The 15,616-nt window shown below is 69.0% G+C and carries 19 protein-coding genes; 8 read left to right on the top strand and 11 right to left on the bottom strand.

Annotated elements, in window-relative coordinates:
- Positions 1–912: an MBL fold metallo-hydrolase gene (locus Q9R17_RS10715; RefSeq protein WP_308154633.1), complete on the top strand. Its 912-nt coding sequence runs from the start codon at positions 1–3 to the stop codon at positions 910–912.
- 68 nt (positions 913–980) lie between these two features.
- On the opposite strand, the gene dinB is transcribed toward Q9R17_RS10715, so the two are convergent.
- Both dinB and Q9R17_RS10705 read right to left on the bottom strand, forming a co-directional pair.
- Positions 981–2,081: a DNA polymerase IV gene (gene dinB / locus Q9R17_RS10710; RefSeq protein ID WP_308154632.1), complete on the bottom strand. Its 1,101-nt coding sequence runs from the start codon at positions 2,079–2,081 to the stop codon at positions 981–983.
- Position 2,082: 1 nt separating this feature from the next.
- Positions 2,083–2,274: a hypothetical protein gene (locus tag Q9R17_RS10705; RefSeq protein ID WP_308154631.1), complete on the bottom strand. Its 192-nt coding sequence runs from the start codon at positions 2,272–2,274 to the stop codon at positions 2,083–2,085.
- On the opposite strand from Q9R17_RS10705, the gene fabA reads away from it, so the two are divergent.
- Both fabA and fabB read left to right on the top strand, forming a co-directional pair.
- Positions 2,273–2,788, top strand: coding sequence for a 3-hydroxyacyl-[acyl-carrier-protein] dehydratase FabA (fabA, locus tag Q9R17_RS10700; RefSeq protein WP_308154630.1), 516 nt, complete (start codon positions 2,273–2,275; stop codon positions 2,786–2,788). The two genes, Q9R17_RS10705 and fabA, sit on opposite strands and share 2 nt — an antisense overlap.
- Positions 2,788–3,996 carry a beta-ketoacyl-ACP synthase I gene (gene fabB / locus Q9R17_RS10695; RefSeq protein WP_308154629.1) on the top strand — a complete coding sequence of 403 codons (1,209 nt, stop codon included), beginning with the start codon at positions 2,788–2,790 and terminating at the stop codon, positions 3,994–3,996. The genes fabA and fabB overlap by 1 nt, the downstream gene beginning before the upstream one ends.
- Before the next feature lie 101 nt (positions 3,997–4,097).
- On the opposite strand, the gene Q9R17_RS10690 is transcribed toward fabB, so the two are convergent.
- From Q9R17_RS10690 to Q9R17_RS10680, 3 genes are read right to left on the bottom strand one after another with little or no spacing between them, the layout of a single operon-like run.
- Entirely contained in the window at positions 4,098–4,778 is a 681-nt protein-coding gene (locus tag Q9R17_RS10690; protein WP_308154628.1) for an HAD family phosphatase, read from the bottom strand.
- A complete protein-coding gene (locus tag Q9R17_RS10685; RefSeq protein WP_308154627.1) occupies positions 4,775–5,476 on the bottom strand; it encodes a pseudouridine synthase in 702 nt (233 codons plus the stop codon). Before Q9R17_RS10685 ends, Q9R17_RS10690 begins: the two co-directional genes overlap by 4 nt.
- A complete protein-coding gene (locus tag Q9R17_RS10680) occupies positions 5,473–6,534 on the bottom strand; it encodes a class I SAM-dependent methyltransferase (protein ID WP_308158324.1) in 1,062 nt (353 codons plus the stop codon). The genes Q9R17_RS10685 and Q9R17_RS10680 overlap by 4 nt, the downstream gene beginning before the upstream one ends.
- A gap of 180 nt (positions 6,535–6,714) precedes the next feature.
- Here Q9R17_RS10680 and Q9R17_RS10675 point away from each other — a divergent pair, with 180 nt between their 5' ends.
- A complete protein-coding gene (locus Q9R17_RS10675; protein ID WP_308154626.1) occupies positions 6,715–6,978 on the top strand; it encodes a hypothetical protein in 264 nt (87 codons plus the stop codon).
- A 51-nt stretch (positions 6,979–7,029) separates the two neighbouring features.
- On the opposite strand, the gene Q9R17_RS10670 is transcribed toward Q9R17_RS10675, so the two are convergent.
- Both Q9R17_RS10670 and Q9R17_RS10665 read right to left on the bottom strand, forming a co-directional pair.
- Positions 7,030–7,323, bottom strand: a complete 294-nt coding sequence (locus Q9R17_RS10670) for a DUF3247 family protein (protein ID WP_308154625.1) — start codon at positions 7,321–7,323, stop codon at positions 7,030–7,032.
- A gap of 43 nt (positions 7,324–7,366) precedes the next feature.
- On the bottom strand, positions 7,367–9,349 hold the full coding sequence (locus tag Q9R17_RS10665) for an ATP-binding protein (protein WP_308158323.1): 1,983 nt from the start codon (positions 9,347–9,349) through the stop codon (positions 7,367–7,369).
- A gap of 242 nt (positions 9,350–9,591) precedes the next feature.
- Between Q9R17_RS10665 and Q9R17_RS10660 the strand changes: the two genes are divergently transcribed.
- On the top strand, positions 9,592–10,158 hold the full coding sequence (locus Q9R17_RS10660; RefSeq protein WP_308154624.1) for a DUF3016 domain-containing protein: 567 nt from the start codon (positions 9,592–9,594) through the stop codon (positions 10,156–10,158).
- A gap of 100 nt (positions 10,159–10,258) precedes the next feature.
- Here Q9R17_RS10660 and alr read toward each other — a convergent pair whose 3' ends face one another.
- Positions 10,259–11,329, bottom strand: coding sequence for an alanine racemase (gene alr / locus Q9R17_RS10655; RefSeq protein WP_308154623.1), 1,071 nt, complete (start codon positions 11,327–11,329; stop codon positions 10,259–10,261).
- A complete protein-coding gene (locus Q9R17_RS10650) occupies positions 11,308–12,612 on the bottom strand; it encodes a D-amino acid dehydrogenase (RefSeq protein ID WP_308154622.1) in 1,305 nt (434 codons plus the stop codon). The genes alr and Q9R17_RS10650 overlap by 22 nt, the downstream gene beginning before the upstream one ends.
- 149 nt (positions 12,613–12,761) lie before the next feature.
- Here Q9R17_RS10650 and Q9R17_RS10645 point away from each other — a divergent pair, with 149 nt between their 5' ends.
- On the top strand, positions 12,762–13,241 hold the full coding sequence (locus Q9R17_RS10645; RefSeq protein WP_308154621.1) for an Lrp/AsnC ligand binding domain-containing protein: 480 nt from the start codon (positions 12,762–12,764) through the stop codon (positions 13,239–13,241).
- 71 nt (positions 13,242–13,312) lie between these two features.
- Here Q9R17_RS10645 and Q9R17_RS10640 read toward each other — a convergent pair whose 3' ends face one another.
- Together Q9R17_RS10640 and Q9R17_RS10635 are read right to left on the bottom strand one after the other, a co-directional pair.
- Positions 13,313–13,468 carry a lana protein gene (locus tag Q9R17_RS10640; protein WP_308154620.1) on the bottom strand — a complete coding sequence of 52 codons (156 nt, stop codon included), beginning with the start codon at positions 13,466–13,468 and terminating at the stop codon, positions 13,313–13,315.
- A gap of 206 nt (positions 13,469–13,674) precedes the next feature.
- The gene (locus Q9R17_RS10635) at positions 13,675–14,058 is read right to left on the bottom strand and encodes a classical arabinogalactan protein 4 (RefSeq protein ID WP_308154619.1); all 384 of its coding nucleotides are present in this window, start codon (positions 14,056–14,058) and stop codon (positions 13,675–13,677) included.
- A gap of 141 nt (positions 14,059–14,199) precedes the next feature.
- On the opposite strand from Q9R17_RS10635, the gene msrB reads away from it, so the two are divergent.
- Positions 14,200–14,667, top strand: a complete 468-nt coding sequence (gene msrB, locus Q9R17_RS10630) for a peptide-methionine (R)-S-oxide reductase MsrB (protein ID WP_308154618.1) — start codon at positions 14,200–14,202, stop codon at positions 14,665–14,667.
- Positions 14,668–14,758: 91 nt separating this feature from the next.
- Entirely contained in the window at positions 14,759–15,613 is an 855-nt protein-coding gene (gene motA, locus Q9R17_RS10625) for a flagellar motor stator protein MotA (protein WP_308154617.1), read from the top strand.
- Positions 15,614–15,616: the final 3 nt, after the last annotated feature.

Below are 15,616 nucleotides of genomic sequence, written 5' to 3'. Positions count from 1 at the left end.
ATGCGCACCGCCGCCCTGCTGCTTCCCCTCGCCCTGGCCGCCGGCCTCGCCAGCCCCGCACTGCAGGCGGCACCGGCCACGCCCACCGCGGCCGCCGCTGCCCGCTCGCAGCTGCAGCTGCGCCCCTTCCATCCCGGCCCGCAGGCACTGTTCTCTGTGTCCTCGGTGCTGATCGAAGGCCGCCACGATGCGGTGCTGGTCGATGCCCAGTTCGGTGCCAGCGATGCGCAGCGGCTGGTCGAGCAGATCCGTGCCAGCGGCAAACGGCTGACCACCCTCTACATCAGCCACGGCGACCCGGATTACTACTTCGGTCTGGCCACGCTGCAGGATGCATTCCCGCAGGCCCGCATCGTCGCCACCGCGCAGACCGTCGCCCACATCCAGCAGACCCAGGCCGCCAAGCTGGCGTACTGGGGGCCGAAGATGGGCGCCGACGTACCGGCACGCATCGTCATCCCGCAGGTGCTGCAGGGCGATGCGCTGGAACTGGAAGGCCAGCGGCTGCCGATCATCGGCCTGGATGGCCCGACCCCGGACCGCACGGTGCTGTGGGTGCCCGCCCTGCGCGCGATCGTCGGTGGCATTCCGGTGGTGGCCGGCGAGCACGTGTGGATGGCCGATACGCAGACCCCGCAGTCACACCGCGACTGGCTGCGGACACTCGATGCGCTGGCCGCGCTGAAGCCGAAGGTGGTGATTCCGGGCCACTACGCCCCGGGTGCGGCGCTGGATACCAGCGCGCTGCGTTTCACCGCCGGCTACATCCGCGCCTTCGACGTGGAAACCGCCAAGGCCAAGGACAGCGCCGCGCTGGTGAAGGCGATGCAGGCCCGCTACCCGGCACTGGGCGGTGACGCATCGCTGGAACTGAGCGCGAAAGTCGCCAAGGGCGAGATGGCCTGGCCGTGAGTCATGGAGCCTGACCCGGCACCCCCGGAAGATCCACGCCATGGGGGGAAGACGGCCGCGACCTGCGTCTACGGATGCACGCCATCGGCCGCATCGGCACCGTGCTCGAACAGCTCGCCCTGCACCACCGGTTCCTTGTCGCGGAACCCGCCCAGCCCCACCCCGACCAGGCGGTAGCGGGTCTGTGCCGGCAGGTCCACGCGGGCGCGCAGCGCCAGGGCGATGTCGCGCAGTTCCTCCATCGATTCCGGGGGGCGCTCGGGGGTGTAGCTGCGGGTAAGGATGCGGAACTGCGCGGTCTTCAGTTTCAGCACCACGGTGTGGCCGATGCGCTCGGTGCGGCGCGTGGCATGCCAGGTCTTTTCGGCCAGCTGCACGATCGCCGGTGCCAGGTCGTCCAGCAGCAGGTCTTCGGCAAAGGTGTCCTCGGAGGAAATCGACTGCACCGGCTGGTCCGGTTCCACCGGCCGCTCGTCGATGCCACGCGCGCGGTTGTACAGGCTGCGGCCGAAACTGCCGAAGGCCTCTTCCAGCGAGGCCAGCGGCCAGGCGCGCAGGTCGCCGCAGGTGACGATGCCCAGCGCGGCCAGCTTGCCTTCCATCACCTTGCCCACGCCGGGCACGCGCTTGACCGGCAACGGCGTGAGGAAGGCCTCCACACGCTGGGGCGGAATCACGAACTGGCCATCGGGCTTGCGCCAGTCCGAGGCGATCTTGGCCAGGAACTTGTTCGGCGCGATGCCCGCTGAAGCGGTCAGGTGGGTTTCTTCGCGGATCTGCGTGCGGATGGTGCGCGCGATGTCGGTCGCCAATGCGATGCCGCTCAGCGGCGCGGTGACATCCAGGTAGGCCTCGTCCAGCGACAGCGGTTCGACCAGCTCCGTATGGCGGTGGAAGATCTCGCGCACCTGGCGTGACACCGCCTTGTACCGCGCGAAGTCCGGCGGCACGAAGATCGCGTCAGGGCACAGGCGTTCGGCGCGCACGGCCGGCATCGCTGAACGCACACCGAACACGCGCGCTTCATAGGATGCCGCGCACACCACCGAACGTGCCCCGCGCCAGGCCACCACCACCGGCCTGCCCCGCAGCGAGGGATCATCACGCTGCTCCACCGACGCGTAGAACGCGTCCATGTCCACATGGATGATCTTGCGCAGTGGGGTCATGTCAGGTGCCAGCGGAGGGTTCGACCATGGCGGGCCACACGCTCAGGTATGGTCGTTGCACATCAACAGGATGCGCGTTTTCCCCTGAAAACACTACGCTTGCGTACGGTGGAAAGGTTTGATTGCCGGCAGCGGCACGGGCATCCTCGGGCGCTGTTTTCCCGATCGTCGCTTCCAGGATTGCGCTTTCCATGACTCGTCTCCACGCGTTCAACCGCGACCAGCTGCTGGCCAGCGCACGCGGTGAACTGTTCGGCGCCGCCGCCGGCCGCCTGCCCAACGACCCGATGCTGATGTTCGACCGCATCACCGACATCCGCGAAGACGGCGGCCCGCATGGCAAGGGCATGGTACGCGCCGAACTGGATATCCGCCCGGACCTGTGGTTCTTCGGCTGCCACTTCATCGGCGACCCGGTGATGCCCGGCTGCCTGGGCCTGGATGCGATGTGGCAGCTGACCGGCTTCTACCTGACCTGGCTGGGCGCGCCCGGCCGTGGCCGTGCCCTGGGCTGCGGCGAGGTGAAGTTCACCGGCCAGGTGCTGCCGGATGCAAAGCGGGTGCGCTATGAGATCGACATCAGCCGCGTGATCAACCGCAAGCTGGTGATGGCCCAGGCCGATGCCCGCATGTACGTGGATGACCGCGAGATCTATGCCGCGCGCGACCTGCGCGTGGGCCTGTTCACTTCTACCGAGAATTTCTGATGCGTCGCGTTGCCATCACCGGAATGGGCATTACCTCGTGCCTGGGCAATGACCTGGACACGGTCTCCGCCGCCCTGCGCGCAGGCCGCGCCGGCATCACCGCCCTGCCCGACCATGCCGATGCCGGCCTGCGCAGCCAGGTCGGGGGACGCGTGGACCTGGACCTGGATGCCCTGATCGACCGCAAGCAGAAGCGCTTCATGAGCGACGGTTCGGCCTATGCCTACCTGGCACTGCGCGATGCGATCGCCGATGCCGGCCTGTCGCCGGAACACGTCAGCCACGTGCGTACCGGCCTGATCGCCGGCTCCGGCGGCGGCTCCAGCGAATGGCAGGTGGAAGCGGCCGACATCGCCCGCAACCGTGGCGTGCGCAAGGTCGGCCCGTACATGGTGCCGCGCACGATGTGCTCCACCGTGTCGGCCTGCCTGGCCACCGCCTACCAGATCAAGGGCCTGAGCTATTCGCTGTCGGCCGCCTGCGCGACCTCGGCGCACTGCATCGGTGCGGCCGCCGACCTGATCCGCCACGGCGCGCAGGACGTGATGTTCGCCGGTGGCGGTGAAGACCTGCACTGGACCATGAGCGTGATGTTCGATGCGATGGGCGCCCTGTCCACCGGCTTCAACGACACCCCGGCCAGTGCATCGCGCCCGTACGACAAGGACCGCGACGGCTTCGTCATCGCCGGTGGCGGCGGCATGCTGGTGCTGGAGGACTGGGACCACGCCGTGGCCCGCGGCGCCCGCATCCATGCCGAACTGCTGGGCTATGGCGTGACCTCCGACGGCGCCGACATGGTCGCCCCGTCCGGTGAAGGCGCCGTGCGCTGCATGAAGATGGCGCTGCAGAACGTCGATCGCCCGCTGGACTACCTCAACACCCACGGCACCTCGACCCCGCTGGGCGATGTGACCGAACTGGGCGCGATCCGCGAAGTGTTCGGCGATGCCATTCCGCCGCTGTCCTCGACCAAGGCGCTGTCGGGCCACTCGCTCGGCGCGGCCAGCGTGCACGAAGCCATCTACTGCCTGCTGATGATGCGCGACGGCTTCGTGGCCGGCTCGGCCAACATCGGCGAACTGGACCCGAAGGTGGAAGGCTTCCCGATCCTGCGCGAAAGCCGCGAGCAGAAGCTGGATACGGTGATGTCCAACAGCTTCGGCTTCGGCGGCACCAACGCCGCGCTGGTGTTCGGCCGGGTCTGAGTGCCTGGAATCGATTGAACGGCCGCCGGGCAGCGCCCGGCCAGAGCGGTGAAGCGTGCCAACCACGGTTGGCATCCAGCAGGGCGGGCGGTTGCCCGCCCTCAGCGCGGCAGCAGCGGCAGCAGCAAGGCGTGGGCATCCACCAGCGAGCCGACGATGCGATGGCCCAGCGCGCGCAGGGCCTCATCCGGGTGCACCAGATCGGGCACCTGGATGGCGGTCATGCCCGCCGCCAGCGCGGCGCGGATGCCCGCCGGTGAATCCTCCAGTGCCAGGCAGCGCGCCGGGTCCTGGCCCAGCCGCTGCGCGGCCAGCAGGTAGATGTCCGGCGCGGGCTTGGGGTGGGCGACGTCACTGCTGGTCACCACCGCATCGAAATACGGCAGCAGCCCGGTGGCCCCCAGTTTGCGGTTGGCGCGGGGCTGCCGCGTGGAGGTGGCCACCGCACGCGGAATGCCATGGGCCCTGAGCAGCTCCAGCAGTTCGATGATGCCCGGCCGCAGCGGCAGGCCCTGCTGGGTGCGCTCCTCGTACAGGTCGTGGCAGCGCGCGGCAATGGCCAGCACGCGCGCATCGTCGGCGTGCTGGCGCATCAACGCCAGGCTGTCCTTGTCACCCAGCCCGACCATGCGCAGGAAGAACGCTTCATCCAGTGCCAGGCCGTGCTCGCGGGAGGCCTGCATCCAGCACGCCAGCGAGACCCGCTCGCTGTCGATCATCAGCCCGTCCATGTCGAAGATGACGGCGTCGGGAAGGAACGGCAGCGCGGTAATGGCGGTCATGGGGCGAACAGGGTCTGCAGATCGGTCTCGGCCAGCAGGCGCCACTGGCCTTCGTCCAGGCCGGCCAGGTCCAGGCCGCCGACACGGCTGCGGTGCAGCGCCTGCACATGGTTGCCGGTGGCGGCGAACATGCGCCGCACCTGGTGGTAACGGCCTTCATGCAGCACCAGGCGGGCCTGGCGCGGGCCCAGCACCTCCAGTTCGGCCGGCAGCAGCGGCGTCTTCTCCGATTCCAGCATCAAGGTGCCGCTGGCGAACAGCGCGGTTTCATCACCACGCAGGTCTTCGCTCAGTTCCACCTCGTACACCTTGGGCAGCTTGGCCTTGGGCGAGATGATCCGGTGCAGCAGGCCACCGTCGTCGGTCAGCAGCAGCAGGCCGCTGGTCTCGCGGTCGAGCCGGCCGACGGTGGACAGCACCGGATCGCGGTCGCGGAAACGCGGCGGCAGCAGGTCGTAGATCAGGCGGCCGGTGTCCTTGGTCGAACAGGTATAGCCGGACGGCTTGTGCAGGGCGATGCACAGGCCCGGCGCCGGGTCCAGCGGCTCGCCATCCACGCGGACCGCCTCATGTGGCACCTGGTCGTCGGCATACAGCACCTCGCCATCGGCATCGGTGATGCGGCCTTCGCGGAACATCCACTGCACCTGCTTGCGGCTGCCATAGCCCAGGTTGGCGATGTGCTTGACCAGTTTCATCGGCCCTTGCCTCGCACCGCTTCGATCAGCTTGAAGCCATCACGCTCGGCCACCACGCGCACGGCGCCGAAGCTGTCGTTGAGGATCTGCTCGTACGGCAGGTGGCGGTTGGCCACCACGTACAGGCGCCCGCCCGGGCGCAGCGCCTGCGCGGCCACGGCGATGAAGCGCTGGCCGATGTCCGGGCGGTCTTCGCGCGCCGGGGTGTGGAACGGCGGGTTGCTGACGATGACGTCGTAACCCGGCTCCACGCCGGCGGTGACATCGCGCCACAGGAACCGCAGCGGCAGCGCGCGCGGCGGCGGCGCCAGGTTCAGTTCGGCCAGGGCCAGTGCGCGGTGCTCGGCCTCGTACAGGTCCAGCGCGGTGATCTTCGGGCAGCGCTCCAGCAGTTCGCGCGAGAGGTAGCCGTAGCCGGCGCCCAGGTCGGCGGCGCGGCCGGCCAGATCCGCCGGCAGGTGTTCGGCCAGCAGGGCCGAGGCCGGGTCGATGCGGTTCCAGGCGAACACGCCCGGACGGCTGAGGAAGCGCCCGCCCATGATCGGCCGGACGGCATCCAGTGCGGCCCAGCGCGCGGCCAGGTCGGCGTCGTGCTGGCCTTCCAGCGGTGCGGTCCAGTAGGCCCGGCAGTGGTTCTTGGTCAGGCTGCCCCCCAGGCCGGCCAGCTGCTTCAGATCGCCTTCGCCGGAACGGGCGCCTTCGTTGTTGGACTGGCAGGCCACCACGCGGCCGCCCGGCGCCACCAGCGCCAGCGCGCGGGCGAACAGGGCGCGGGCTTCCTCGCGCTGGCGCGGGGGCAGCACCAGCACCAGCGGGAAGGTGCCGCGCAGGGCGGCATCGTCCAGCTGCGGCTGCACCTGCAGGCCGGCCCCCTGCAGGGCCTGGGCGAAGGGCGCAAAGCTCTGCTCGGCCACCACGGTGCGGCCCTGCGCGTTCTCGCGCAGCGGCCAGCCATCACGGGCGCGCAGGAAAGCGACCGGGCCCTCGGGCCAGCGCAGGGAACCGTTGGAGAACGGCAGGAACAGGGTCTGCAGGGGAGCGTCGTCGCTGGCGGCCATCGCGCGCGGGGTCATTCCGTGGGGAGGCCGACCATTGTACCGGCTCGGCCGGCGGCGGCCCTGCCGCGTGCGCCGGGGCCGGGGCCGGGCACGATTTGCGAAACTTCAACATTGCATTGATGCCGCAACAACGCGCCTGCGGTCAGGGTAAGGGCTCCCCCGGAACGTAGGAGAGACTGCATGCGTGCCCTGTTCGTCGGCGGCGTGGTGGACAACAGTGAAATGGACCTGGAGGGCAACCATCCGCCGGTCCACTACCCGGAGGACAGCGGCGGCGGCCACTCGCGCTACCGCCTGCACCAGGTGGGCAAGACCGCCGATGGCACCCTGGCCTATGCGGTGTACGGCGCGCCGGACCTGGCCGATGCCGAAGTCGCCCGGGTGGCCGAGGAGCGTGCCTACGCGCGCCGGTTCGACGCCACGGCCGAACCGTTCGAGCACTGAGGCTCCCCCATCGGGCACCGGGCAGGAGGACACCGGTCCTCCTGCCCCGGGCTAGGGCACGGTCGGCGGCAGCTGCCGGATGCCGCTGATTTCATCCAGCCAGAGCAGGTGCTGCTGCGCAGGGACGGCGGCGTCATCCAGCCGCAGCTGGCCATTGCTGCCTTCGTCTCCCGCGGCGTCGCGGTACTGCTGGATCGTCGGGCGCACGGCGACGGTACCGCGCAGGCGGCGGCCATCGGCCAGGGTCAGTTCGACCCGGGTCTCGCCGTCAAGCTGCGGGATCAGCGCTTCCAGCGCTGCGATGCGCGCCGGGTCGGTATGGATACGGGGTGCGGTACGGGACATCGGCAGCCTCCTGTGCCCAGACTGGCGCAGCGCCCGTGAATGTTCAGTGCAGCGCGGCAGCCGCGCGCGCGGCCTGCACGTGGCGCACGGCGGTGACCAGCTGCGCCACCGAATAGGGCTTGGCCACATGTTCCTGGAAGCCGGAGGCCAGCGCGCGCTTGCGGTCATCGGCGCGTGCCAGCGCGGTCACGGCCACCGCCGGCAGTGCCACCGCATCCACGCCCATGTCTTCGCGCAGCGTGCGCACCAGGCCGTAACCATCCATGCCGGGCATGCCGATGTCGGTCAGCATCACGTGGAACTGCTGGTGGCCGTTGTCGGCCAGCAGTGCCAGGGCCTCGCCGGCGGACATCGCCGCGCTGACCGTGGCGCCCTGTTCCTCCAGCATGCGGCGCAGGTACTCCAGCACTTCCGGCTGGTCTTCCACGGCCAGCACGTTCACGCCCTTGAGCGGGTACGGCTCGACCACCTGCTCCATGATCGGCCCGCTGAACACCTCGCGCAGCGGACGGCGCTCGGCATCGGGGACATAGCCGGGCAGGCGCACGGTGAAGGTGGCCCCTTCGCCATGGCCCGGGCTGGCCGCAGTCACCATGCCGCCATGCAGTTCCACCAGCTGCTGCACGATGGCCAGGCCCAGCCCCAGACCGCCATGGCGGCGCGTGGTGGTGCCGTCGGCCTGGCGGAAGCGGCTGAACAGGTGGCGCAGGAATTCCGGGGCGATGCCATCGCCGGTGTCGCGCACGGTGATCTTCCAGTGCCCGTCCTCGGGCTCCACGCGCACATCGATACGGCCTTCGGCCGGGGTGAACTTGATGGCGTTGGACAGCAGGTTCCAGAACACCTGCTGCAGGCGCGTGGCATCGCCCAGTACCAGGCTGGGGGCATCGGGCAGTTCCAGGCCGACATCGATCGCCTTGCCATCGGCCACCAGTTCCTGCGCCCCGATCGCCTCGGTCAGCAGCACGCGCAGGTCCAGCACTTCCACTTCCAGCTGCACCTTGCCCAGCAGCATGCTGCTCAGGTCCAGCATGTCCGAGATCAATCGCTTCTGCGCGGTGGCGCTGTTGGCGATCACCCCCAGCCCCTTGTACAGCGGGCTGGTGGCATCCACGCGCTGCAGCAGCAGTTCGCTCCAGCCCAGGATGGTGGTCAGCGGCGTACGCAGTTCATGCGACAGCGTGGCCAGGAACTCGTCCTTCAGCCGCGCCATGTTCTCCGCAGTGCTGCGCGCGGCACGCTCGGACTGCAGCAGTTCCTCGCGCGCCAGTTCGATCTCGCGCCGTTCGGTCACATCCGGGCTGCTGCCGGCCATGCCGATGAAGCGCCCCATCCGGGAAAAGCGCGGCCGGGCGTTCATCTCCAGCCAGCGCCACTGGCCATCGGCGCGGCGCGCGCGAACCAGCGCGTGCATCGAGCGCTGCGACCGCAGTGCTTCCTGCAGTTCGTACTCGAACACCGAGGTATCGTCCGGGTGCACCAGGCCGCGCCAGACATCTTCCGGCACGCGGTCTTCGTCGCCGCCGAAGAATTCGGTGAAGGCGTTGTTGACGAAGCGCGAATGGCCGCGCTCGTCCAGCACCCACACCGGCATGGGCAGGCCATCGGCCAGGGCGCTGAAACGCGCCTCGCTTTCACCCAGCTCCACTTCCATCTGCTTGCGCGCGGTGACATCGAAGAACAGGATGGCCACCTTGTTCTCGCCCGGCAGGCCGACCCGCACCGCGTCCACGGAAAAGGAACGGCCCAGCGCACGGGCTTCCATCTCGAACTGCGCCGGCCGGCCGCTGCGCGCCACTTCACCGTAGATGCGGAACCATTCCGGTTCGTGGTTGGGTTCCAGCGCACTCATGCACTGCCCCTGCACCTTCCTCAGCCCGGTATGCCGCTCGAACGCCTCGTTGACCTCCAGGAAGCGGTAGTCCACCACCGCCTCGCCTTCAAACATGACCTGGATCACGCAGAAGCCCGCATTGACCCGGGAAAGCACGCTGCGGTGCACGTCGGGGTCCGGGGCGGGCACCATCGGCGATGGACGCTCCAGGGTGGGCGGCAAGGTGGACAAGGGGCGGCTTGGCAGATGCGGTGGAGGATCCACAGCATCATCCAGAGCGCGTATTCACAGCGTCAAGCGCCGTCAGTCATGGGCAGGACCATGAATTGGCGACAACGGTTGTCGTTTGTGACGCATTTCGCCATTGCCGGCCCGAGCGGGCAGGATCACACTCGAATCAACCACAGCCGTCCCGCCGGGACGAGGAGCCTGTCATGAACCGCACGACGCTCGGCACCGTGTTGCTGGCCAGCCTGCTGGCCATCGGCACCGCCAGTGCCGCCCCCCGCACCGTCACCGACGCGCAGGCCCCGCGCGCGCTGCAGGCCGACGGCCCGGTCAGCGTGCGCTGGAACGACCCGTCCGGCTTCACCGAGATCCGCCGCAGCACCAACCGCTTCGAAGCCGAACGCGGTGACTGGGTGCAGCAGCTGGCCAAGTACGTGCGCACCAGCGCCGGCAAGCAGCTGCAGCCGGGGCAGACACTGGACGTGAACCTTGTGGACATCAAGCGCGCCGGCGACTACGAGCCCTGGCACGGCCCGCAGGCGCGCGATGTGCGCATCATGCGTGACATCTACCCGCCGCGCATCACCCTGCAATACACGCTCAAGGATGCCAACGGCCAGGTGCTCGACCAGGGCGAGGCCAAGCTGAGCGATACCGGCTACCTGCACAATGTCGGCCTGCAGAGCGATTCGGATCCGCTGCGCTATGAAAAGCGGCTGGTCGACGACTGGAGCCGCCGCGAACTGGCCCGCCAGGTCACCGCCGCACGCTGAGCGGTAACGGCCGCGCGGCTGCCCCGTGCAGCCGCGTAGTGCCAGGCCATGCCTGGCATCAGCCCACCCAGGTGCGCCGGCCCAGGCCGGCACCCTGTTCTCAGTCCTGGTACACCCGCGCCACGCGCTTGACCGCGCACGGCAGCTGGTAGGCACTCACGCCGGCACGCGGCGCCAGTTCGGACAGCGTCGGCGCACTGCCCCACAGTTCCACCACGCTGCCGATGGCGGCCTGCGGGTGCGCGGTCAGGTCCACCGTCAGCATGTCCATCGACACACGGCCGATAAGCACACCGGGCTGGCCATCGATGCGCAGCGGCGTGCCATTGGGCGCGAACTGCGGGTAGCCATCGGCATACCCCAGCGCGACCACGCCAACGCGGGTGCGCACCTTGGCGACGAAACGCGCGCCATACCCCACCGGTTCACCCGGCTCGATCCAGCGCTCGGCAATCACCCGCGACTGCATGGTCATCACCGGGCGCAGGCGCGCGGTCAGCCCGGTGTCGTCCGGCAACGGGTTGGCGCCGTACAGCATCAGGCCCGGGCGCACCCAGTCACTGCGCACGTCCGGCCACCCCAGCAGGGCTGGCGAGTTGCAGATGCTGGTCTCACCGTCCAGGCCCTCGATCGCAGCCTTGAAGGTGGCCGCCTGTTCGTGCGTGCGCTCGCTGTCCAGCTCATCGGCACGCGCCAGGTGGGTCATCATCACGATGCGCGCCACCTGCGGCAGCGCCGACAGCCGGGCATGCGCGGCGCGGAAGCCGGCCACGTCCAGGCCCAGGCGGTGCATGCCGCTGTCCAGCTTCAGCCATACGGTCAGCGGGCGCGGGCTGTCGAAGGCGGCCAGCGCCTCCACCTGCCACGGCGAGCCCACCGAGAACCACAGGTCGTGCTCGGCCACCAGCGGCAGTTCGCTGGCCTCGAAGATGCCTTCCAGCAGCAGGATCGGCGCACGGATGCCGGCCTGGCGCAGTTCCAGTGCTTCTTCGATCGTGGCCACGGCGAAGCCATCGGCCTCGCTTTCCAGCGCCTGTGCACAGCGCACGGCGCCATGGCCGTAGGCATCGGCCTTGACCACCGCCAGCGCCTTGCCGCCGCCCAGTTCACGGGCCAGGCGGTAGTTGCTGCGCAGTGCGCCCAGATCGATCAACGCGCGGGCTGGGCGCATGTGCGGCTCTCGTGTTGCGGCTGCCCGGCACGGTGGCCGTAGCGGAAGATGTCCAGCCCTTCGGTGCTGATCTGCGGCTGGCGCGCGCTCATCAGGTCGGCCAGGTAGCGGCCCGAGCCGCACGCCATGGTCCAGCCCAGGGTGCCGTGGCCGGTGTTGAGGAACAGGTTGCGCAGCGGCGTGGCGCCGATCACCGGCGTGCCATCGGGCGTTGCCGGGCGCAGGCCGGTCCAGAACTGCGCGCGCGACAGGTCACCGCCCTTCGGGTACAGATCGCGCACGACCAGTTCCAGGGTTTCGCGGCGGCGCGGCGACAGGCTCAGGTCGAACCCGGCCACCTCGGCCATGCCGCCCACGCGGATGCGGTTGTCAAAGCGGGTGACGGCCACCTTGTAGCTCTCGTCCAGGATGGTGGACGTGGGCGCCATCGACGGTTCGATGATCGGCAGCGTCAGCGAATACCCCTTCAGCGGGTACACCGGCAGGCGCAGGCCCAGCGGTGCCACCAGCTGCGGCGAGTAGCTGCCCAGCGCGACCACATAGCGGTCAGCGGTTTCCACACGGCCGCCGATGCGCACGCCGGTGATGCGGTCACCGTCGGCCTGCAGGCCATCGATGTCCTGGTCGAAACGGAACTCGACGCCGGCATCCACGCACATCTGCATCAGGCGGCGGGTGAACAGCTGGCAATCGCCGGTCTGGTCGCGCGGCAGGCGCAGGGCGCCGACCAGCCCATCGACGTGGGCCAGCGCCGGTTCGGCCTGGATGATGCCGGCACGGTCCAGCACCTCGTAGGGCACGCCGTACTGGGCCAGGATCTCGATGTCCTGCGCCGAGGCATCCAGCTGCTGCTGGGTGCGGAACAGCTGGGTGGTGCCCAGGTCGCGGCCTTCGTAGTCGATGCCGGTCTGCGCACGCAGCTCGTTCAGGCAGTCGCGGCTGTACTCGGACATGCGCACCATGCGCGCCTTGTTGATGGCATAGCGCTCGTGCGTGCAGTTGCGCAGCATCTGCCACAGCCAGCGGTACTGGGCCAGGTCCATGCCGGGGCGGATCGCCAGCGGGGCATGCTTCTCGAACAGCCAGCCGATGGCCTTCTTCGGCACGCCCGGGGCCGCCCACGGCGAGGTGTAGCCGAAGGACAGCTGGCCGGCGTTGGCGAAGCTGGTTTCCAGCGCGGGGCCCGGCTGGCGGTCGACGACCGTGACTTCAAACCCGGCCTGTCGCAGGTACCAGGCACTGGTAGTGCCGATCACGCCGCTGCCGAGGACTAGGACTCGCATGGGACTTCTCCAACCCGATCATTCCCTGCGCTGGACCACGCCGGGATCATAATTGGGGAAGTATAGTCAGCCGATACCAGTTGATTTGCCTGATTTGATACCAACAGGCAGGATGTTTCCCTGAGATTCATTCCTCGAGGTTGACGGCCATGGCCACCCGCTCCCGCGAACTGGACAAGATCGACCGCAAGATCCTGCGCCTGCTGCAGGCCGAAGGGCGCCTGTCCTTCACCGAACTGGGCGAACGGGTCGGCCTGTCCACCACCCCGTGCACCGAACGCGTGCGCCGGCTGGAACGCGAAGGGGTCATCACCGGTTACCACGCCCACCTGGACCCTGCAGCGCTGAAGGCCAGCCTGCTGGTGTTCGTGGAAATCAGCCTGGCCTACAAATCCGGTGACATCTTCGAGGAATTCCGCCGCGCCGCGCTGAAGCTGCCCAACGTGCTGGAGTGCCACCTGGTGTCAGGTGATTTCGACTACCTGCTCAAGGCGCGCATCAGCGAGATGGCCTCCTACCGCAAGCTGCTCGGCAGCACCCTGCTGACCCTGCCGCACGTGCGCGAATCCAAGAGCTACATCGTGATGGAAGAGGTCAAGGAAACCTGGGCGCTGCCCATCGCGGACTGAGCGGCGGTGCCGAGGGACACGGGCCAGATCCCGCCGTGCGGTCTCCGGCCCGTTGCGGGCAACGTCAGCCCTCAACGCTGCTGCTTGCCCTGCTGGCGCGGATCGGGCTGCCTGCCCTTCGGGTGCGGGTCCATCTGCTGCTGTTGTTGCTGCTGTTGCTGCTGGCGACCCTGCTGCGGCTTGTCCTGCTGCTCCTTGCCCGGGGTGCGGTTGTTCTGGTTGGCCATGATCGTGCTCGAGAGAGAGGGAATGTGCGCCGGCCGGTTGCCGGCGCACGCCCACGCTGGTCCCGCAGCGGTTAATCACAGGCGAAAAAACAGTGAGCCGGCGCGTTGATGCCGATGACTGCGCGGAACCGTTTTGAAGGGTTCAGGTGGCGCCATCACCGCCGGGTTCCCGCACGCTGACCGCGCACGCCCCGCAGGGCGTGGCGCTACTTGATCTGCTGGCCGTTGCCCTGCGGGATGCTGTCGTAATAGCGGCCGGTGTTGGTGTCCAGCACGCGGTTGGGGCCGACCGCCTTCATGCCCGGCACGATGCGGCCGTCCCGGTCGTACACCTTGTCCGGCAACGTGCGCGCCGGCGGTGCCACGGGCTTGGCGGGGCCACTGCTGGGAATGGGCTGGCGCGGCAGCACCGGCGACGGCAGGGGGCCCTGCACCGGGGCAGGGGCGCTGCCCGGCGGCGGCGTGGCCACCGGGGCGGGGGCCACGGTGGTGGTGCTGCGGGTGGCCGTGGGGGACGGCGGCGCGGCGATCTGCGCCAGCGCCAGGCCTGGCAGCAGGGCCAACAGCAACACGGCAATGGGGCGGTTCATGGCAGGCTTCCCCCTGTGGACAGGCCCCTACCCTGCGCCCGGGTGCGTGTGCCCCCCATGAACGGACATCACACTTGCCCGGCCACCCGGCCACCCCCATCTGCTCAGTCTGCCCTTCCCCGCCCGCCCTGGAGCCCGCTCATGACCGCCTTCGATCTCACGCCCCCCAGCGATGCCCAGCGCCAGGCGCTGGAGGCCGGGCTCAGCCACGAAGAGGCGCGGGTGCTGCTGCACCACGGCACCGAAGCCCCCTTCTGCGGCGTGTTCCTGGACAACAAGCGCGAGGGCGTCTACGGCTGCCGCCTGTGCGCGCTGCCGCTGTTCCGCTCCAGCGCCAAGTTCGATTCCGGCACCGGCTGGCCGAGCTTCTTCGCCCCGTTCGACCCGGCGCACGTCCACGAGATCCGCGATACCAGCCACGGCATGGTCCGTACCGAAATCACCTGCGCCCGCTGCGGCAGCCACCTGGGCCATGTGTTCCCGGACGGCCCGCCGCCGACCCACGAACGCCACTGCCTGAACTCGGTCTCACTTTCCTTCACCGACGCCGGGGCGCATTGGCCGGACCCGTTGCAGCGCGGCGGCGCTGAAGCCGGCGTGGCGGGCTGACGCCCCCCGCCGACCGATTTCACATATTGCCTCTTCAGAAATGGGGCCATGGGGCCGACAACGGGGATACCCCCTTCCCATCGCCAGCCCCATGCTCATCCTCATTGGTTTCCTGGTCGTCATCATCAGCGTGATCGGCGGCTACCTCGGCGCCCACGGCCGGTTGGGCGCCCTGTGGCAACCCTATGAACTGGTGATCATCGGCGGCGCCGCACTGGGCGCCTTCCTGGTCGGCACCCCGGCCAAGACCGTCAAGCAGACCCTGCGTGGCATGGTCGCCGTATTCAAGGGCCCGCGTTACAAGCAGCAGGACTACATCGATGTGCTGAGCCTGCTGTACGAACTGCTCAACAAGGCCCGCCGCGAAGGCTTCATGGCCCTGGAAGACCACGTCGAGCGGCCGGCCGAAAGCGCGATCTTCGCCAACTACCCCAAGGTGCAGGCCGACCACCACCTGGTGGACTTCATCACCGACTGCCTGCGCCTGATGATCGGCAGCAACATCGAACCGCACGAGCTGGAACCGCTGCTGGAACTGGAGCTGGAAAAGCACCATGCCGAGGCGATGGCCCCCTCGCAGGTGCTGACCAAGGTGGCCGACGGATTGCCCGGTTTCGGCATCGTGGCGGCGGTGCTGGGCATCGTCATCACCATGGGCTCGATCGGCGGGGACATCGTCGAGGTCGGCGGCCACGTCGCCGGCGCACTGGTCGGCACCTTCCTGGGCATCCTGCTGGGCTACGGCTTCGTCGGCCCGATGGCCTCGGCGATGGAGGCCCGGGCCGAGCAGGACAGCCGCATCTACGAATCGGTGAAGACCGCCCTGCTGGCCTGCCTGCGCGGCTACAACCCGAAGATCGCACTGGAATTCGCCCGCAAGACCCTGCCGTCGGACGTGCGCCCGGCCTTCTCCGATTTCGAGCAGCACCTGAAGTCGGTGAAGTAAGCC

It is taken from the genome of Stenotrophomonas sp. 24(2023), from assembly GCF_030913365.1.
Classification (GTDB): domain Bacteria; phylum Pseudomonadota; class Gammaproteobacteria; order Xanthomonadales; family Xanthomonadaceae; genus Stenotrophomonas.
Note: the sequence above shows the minus strand (reverse complement) of the source record. Positions and strands in the feature narration are given on the sequence as shown.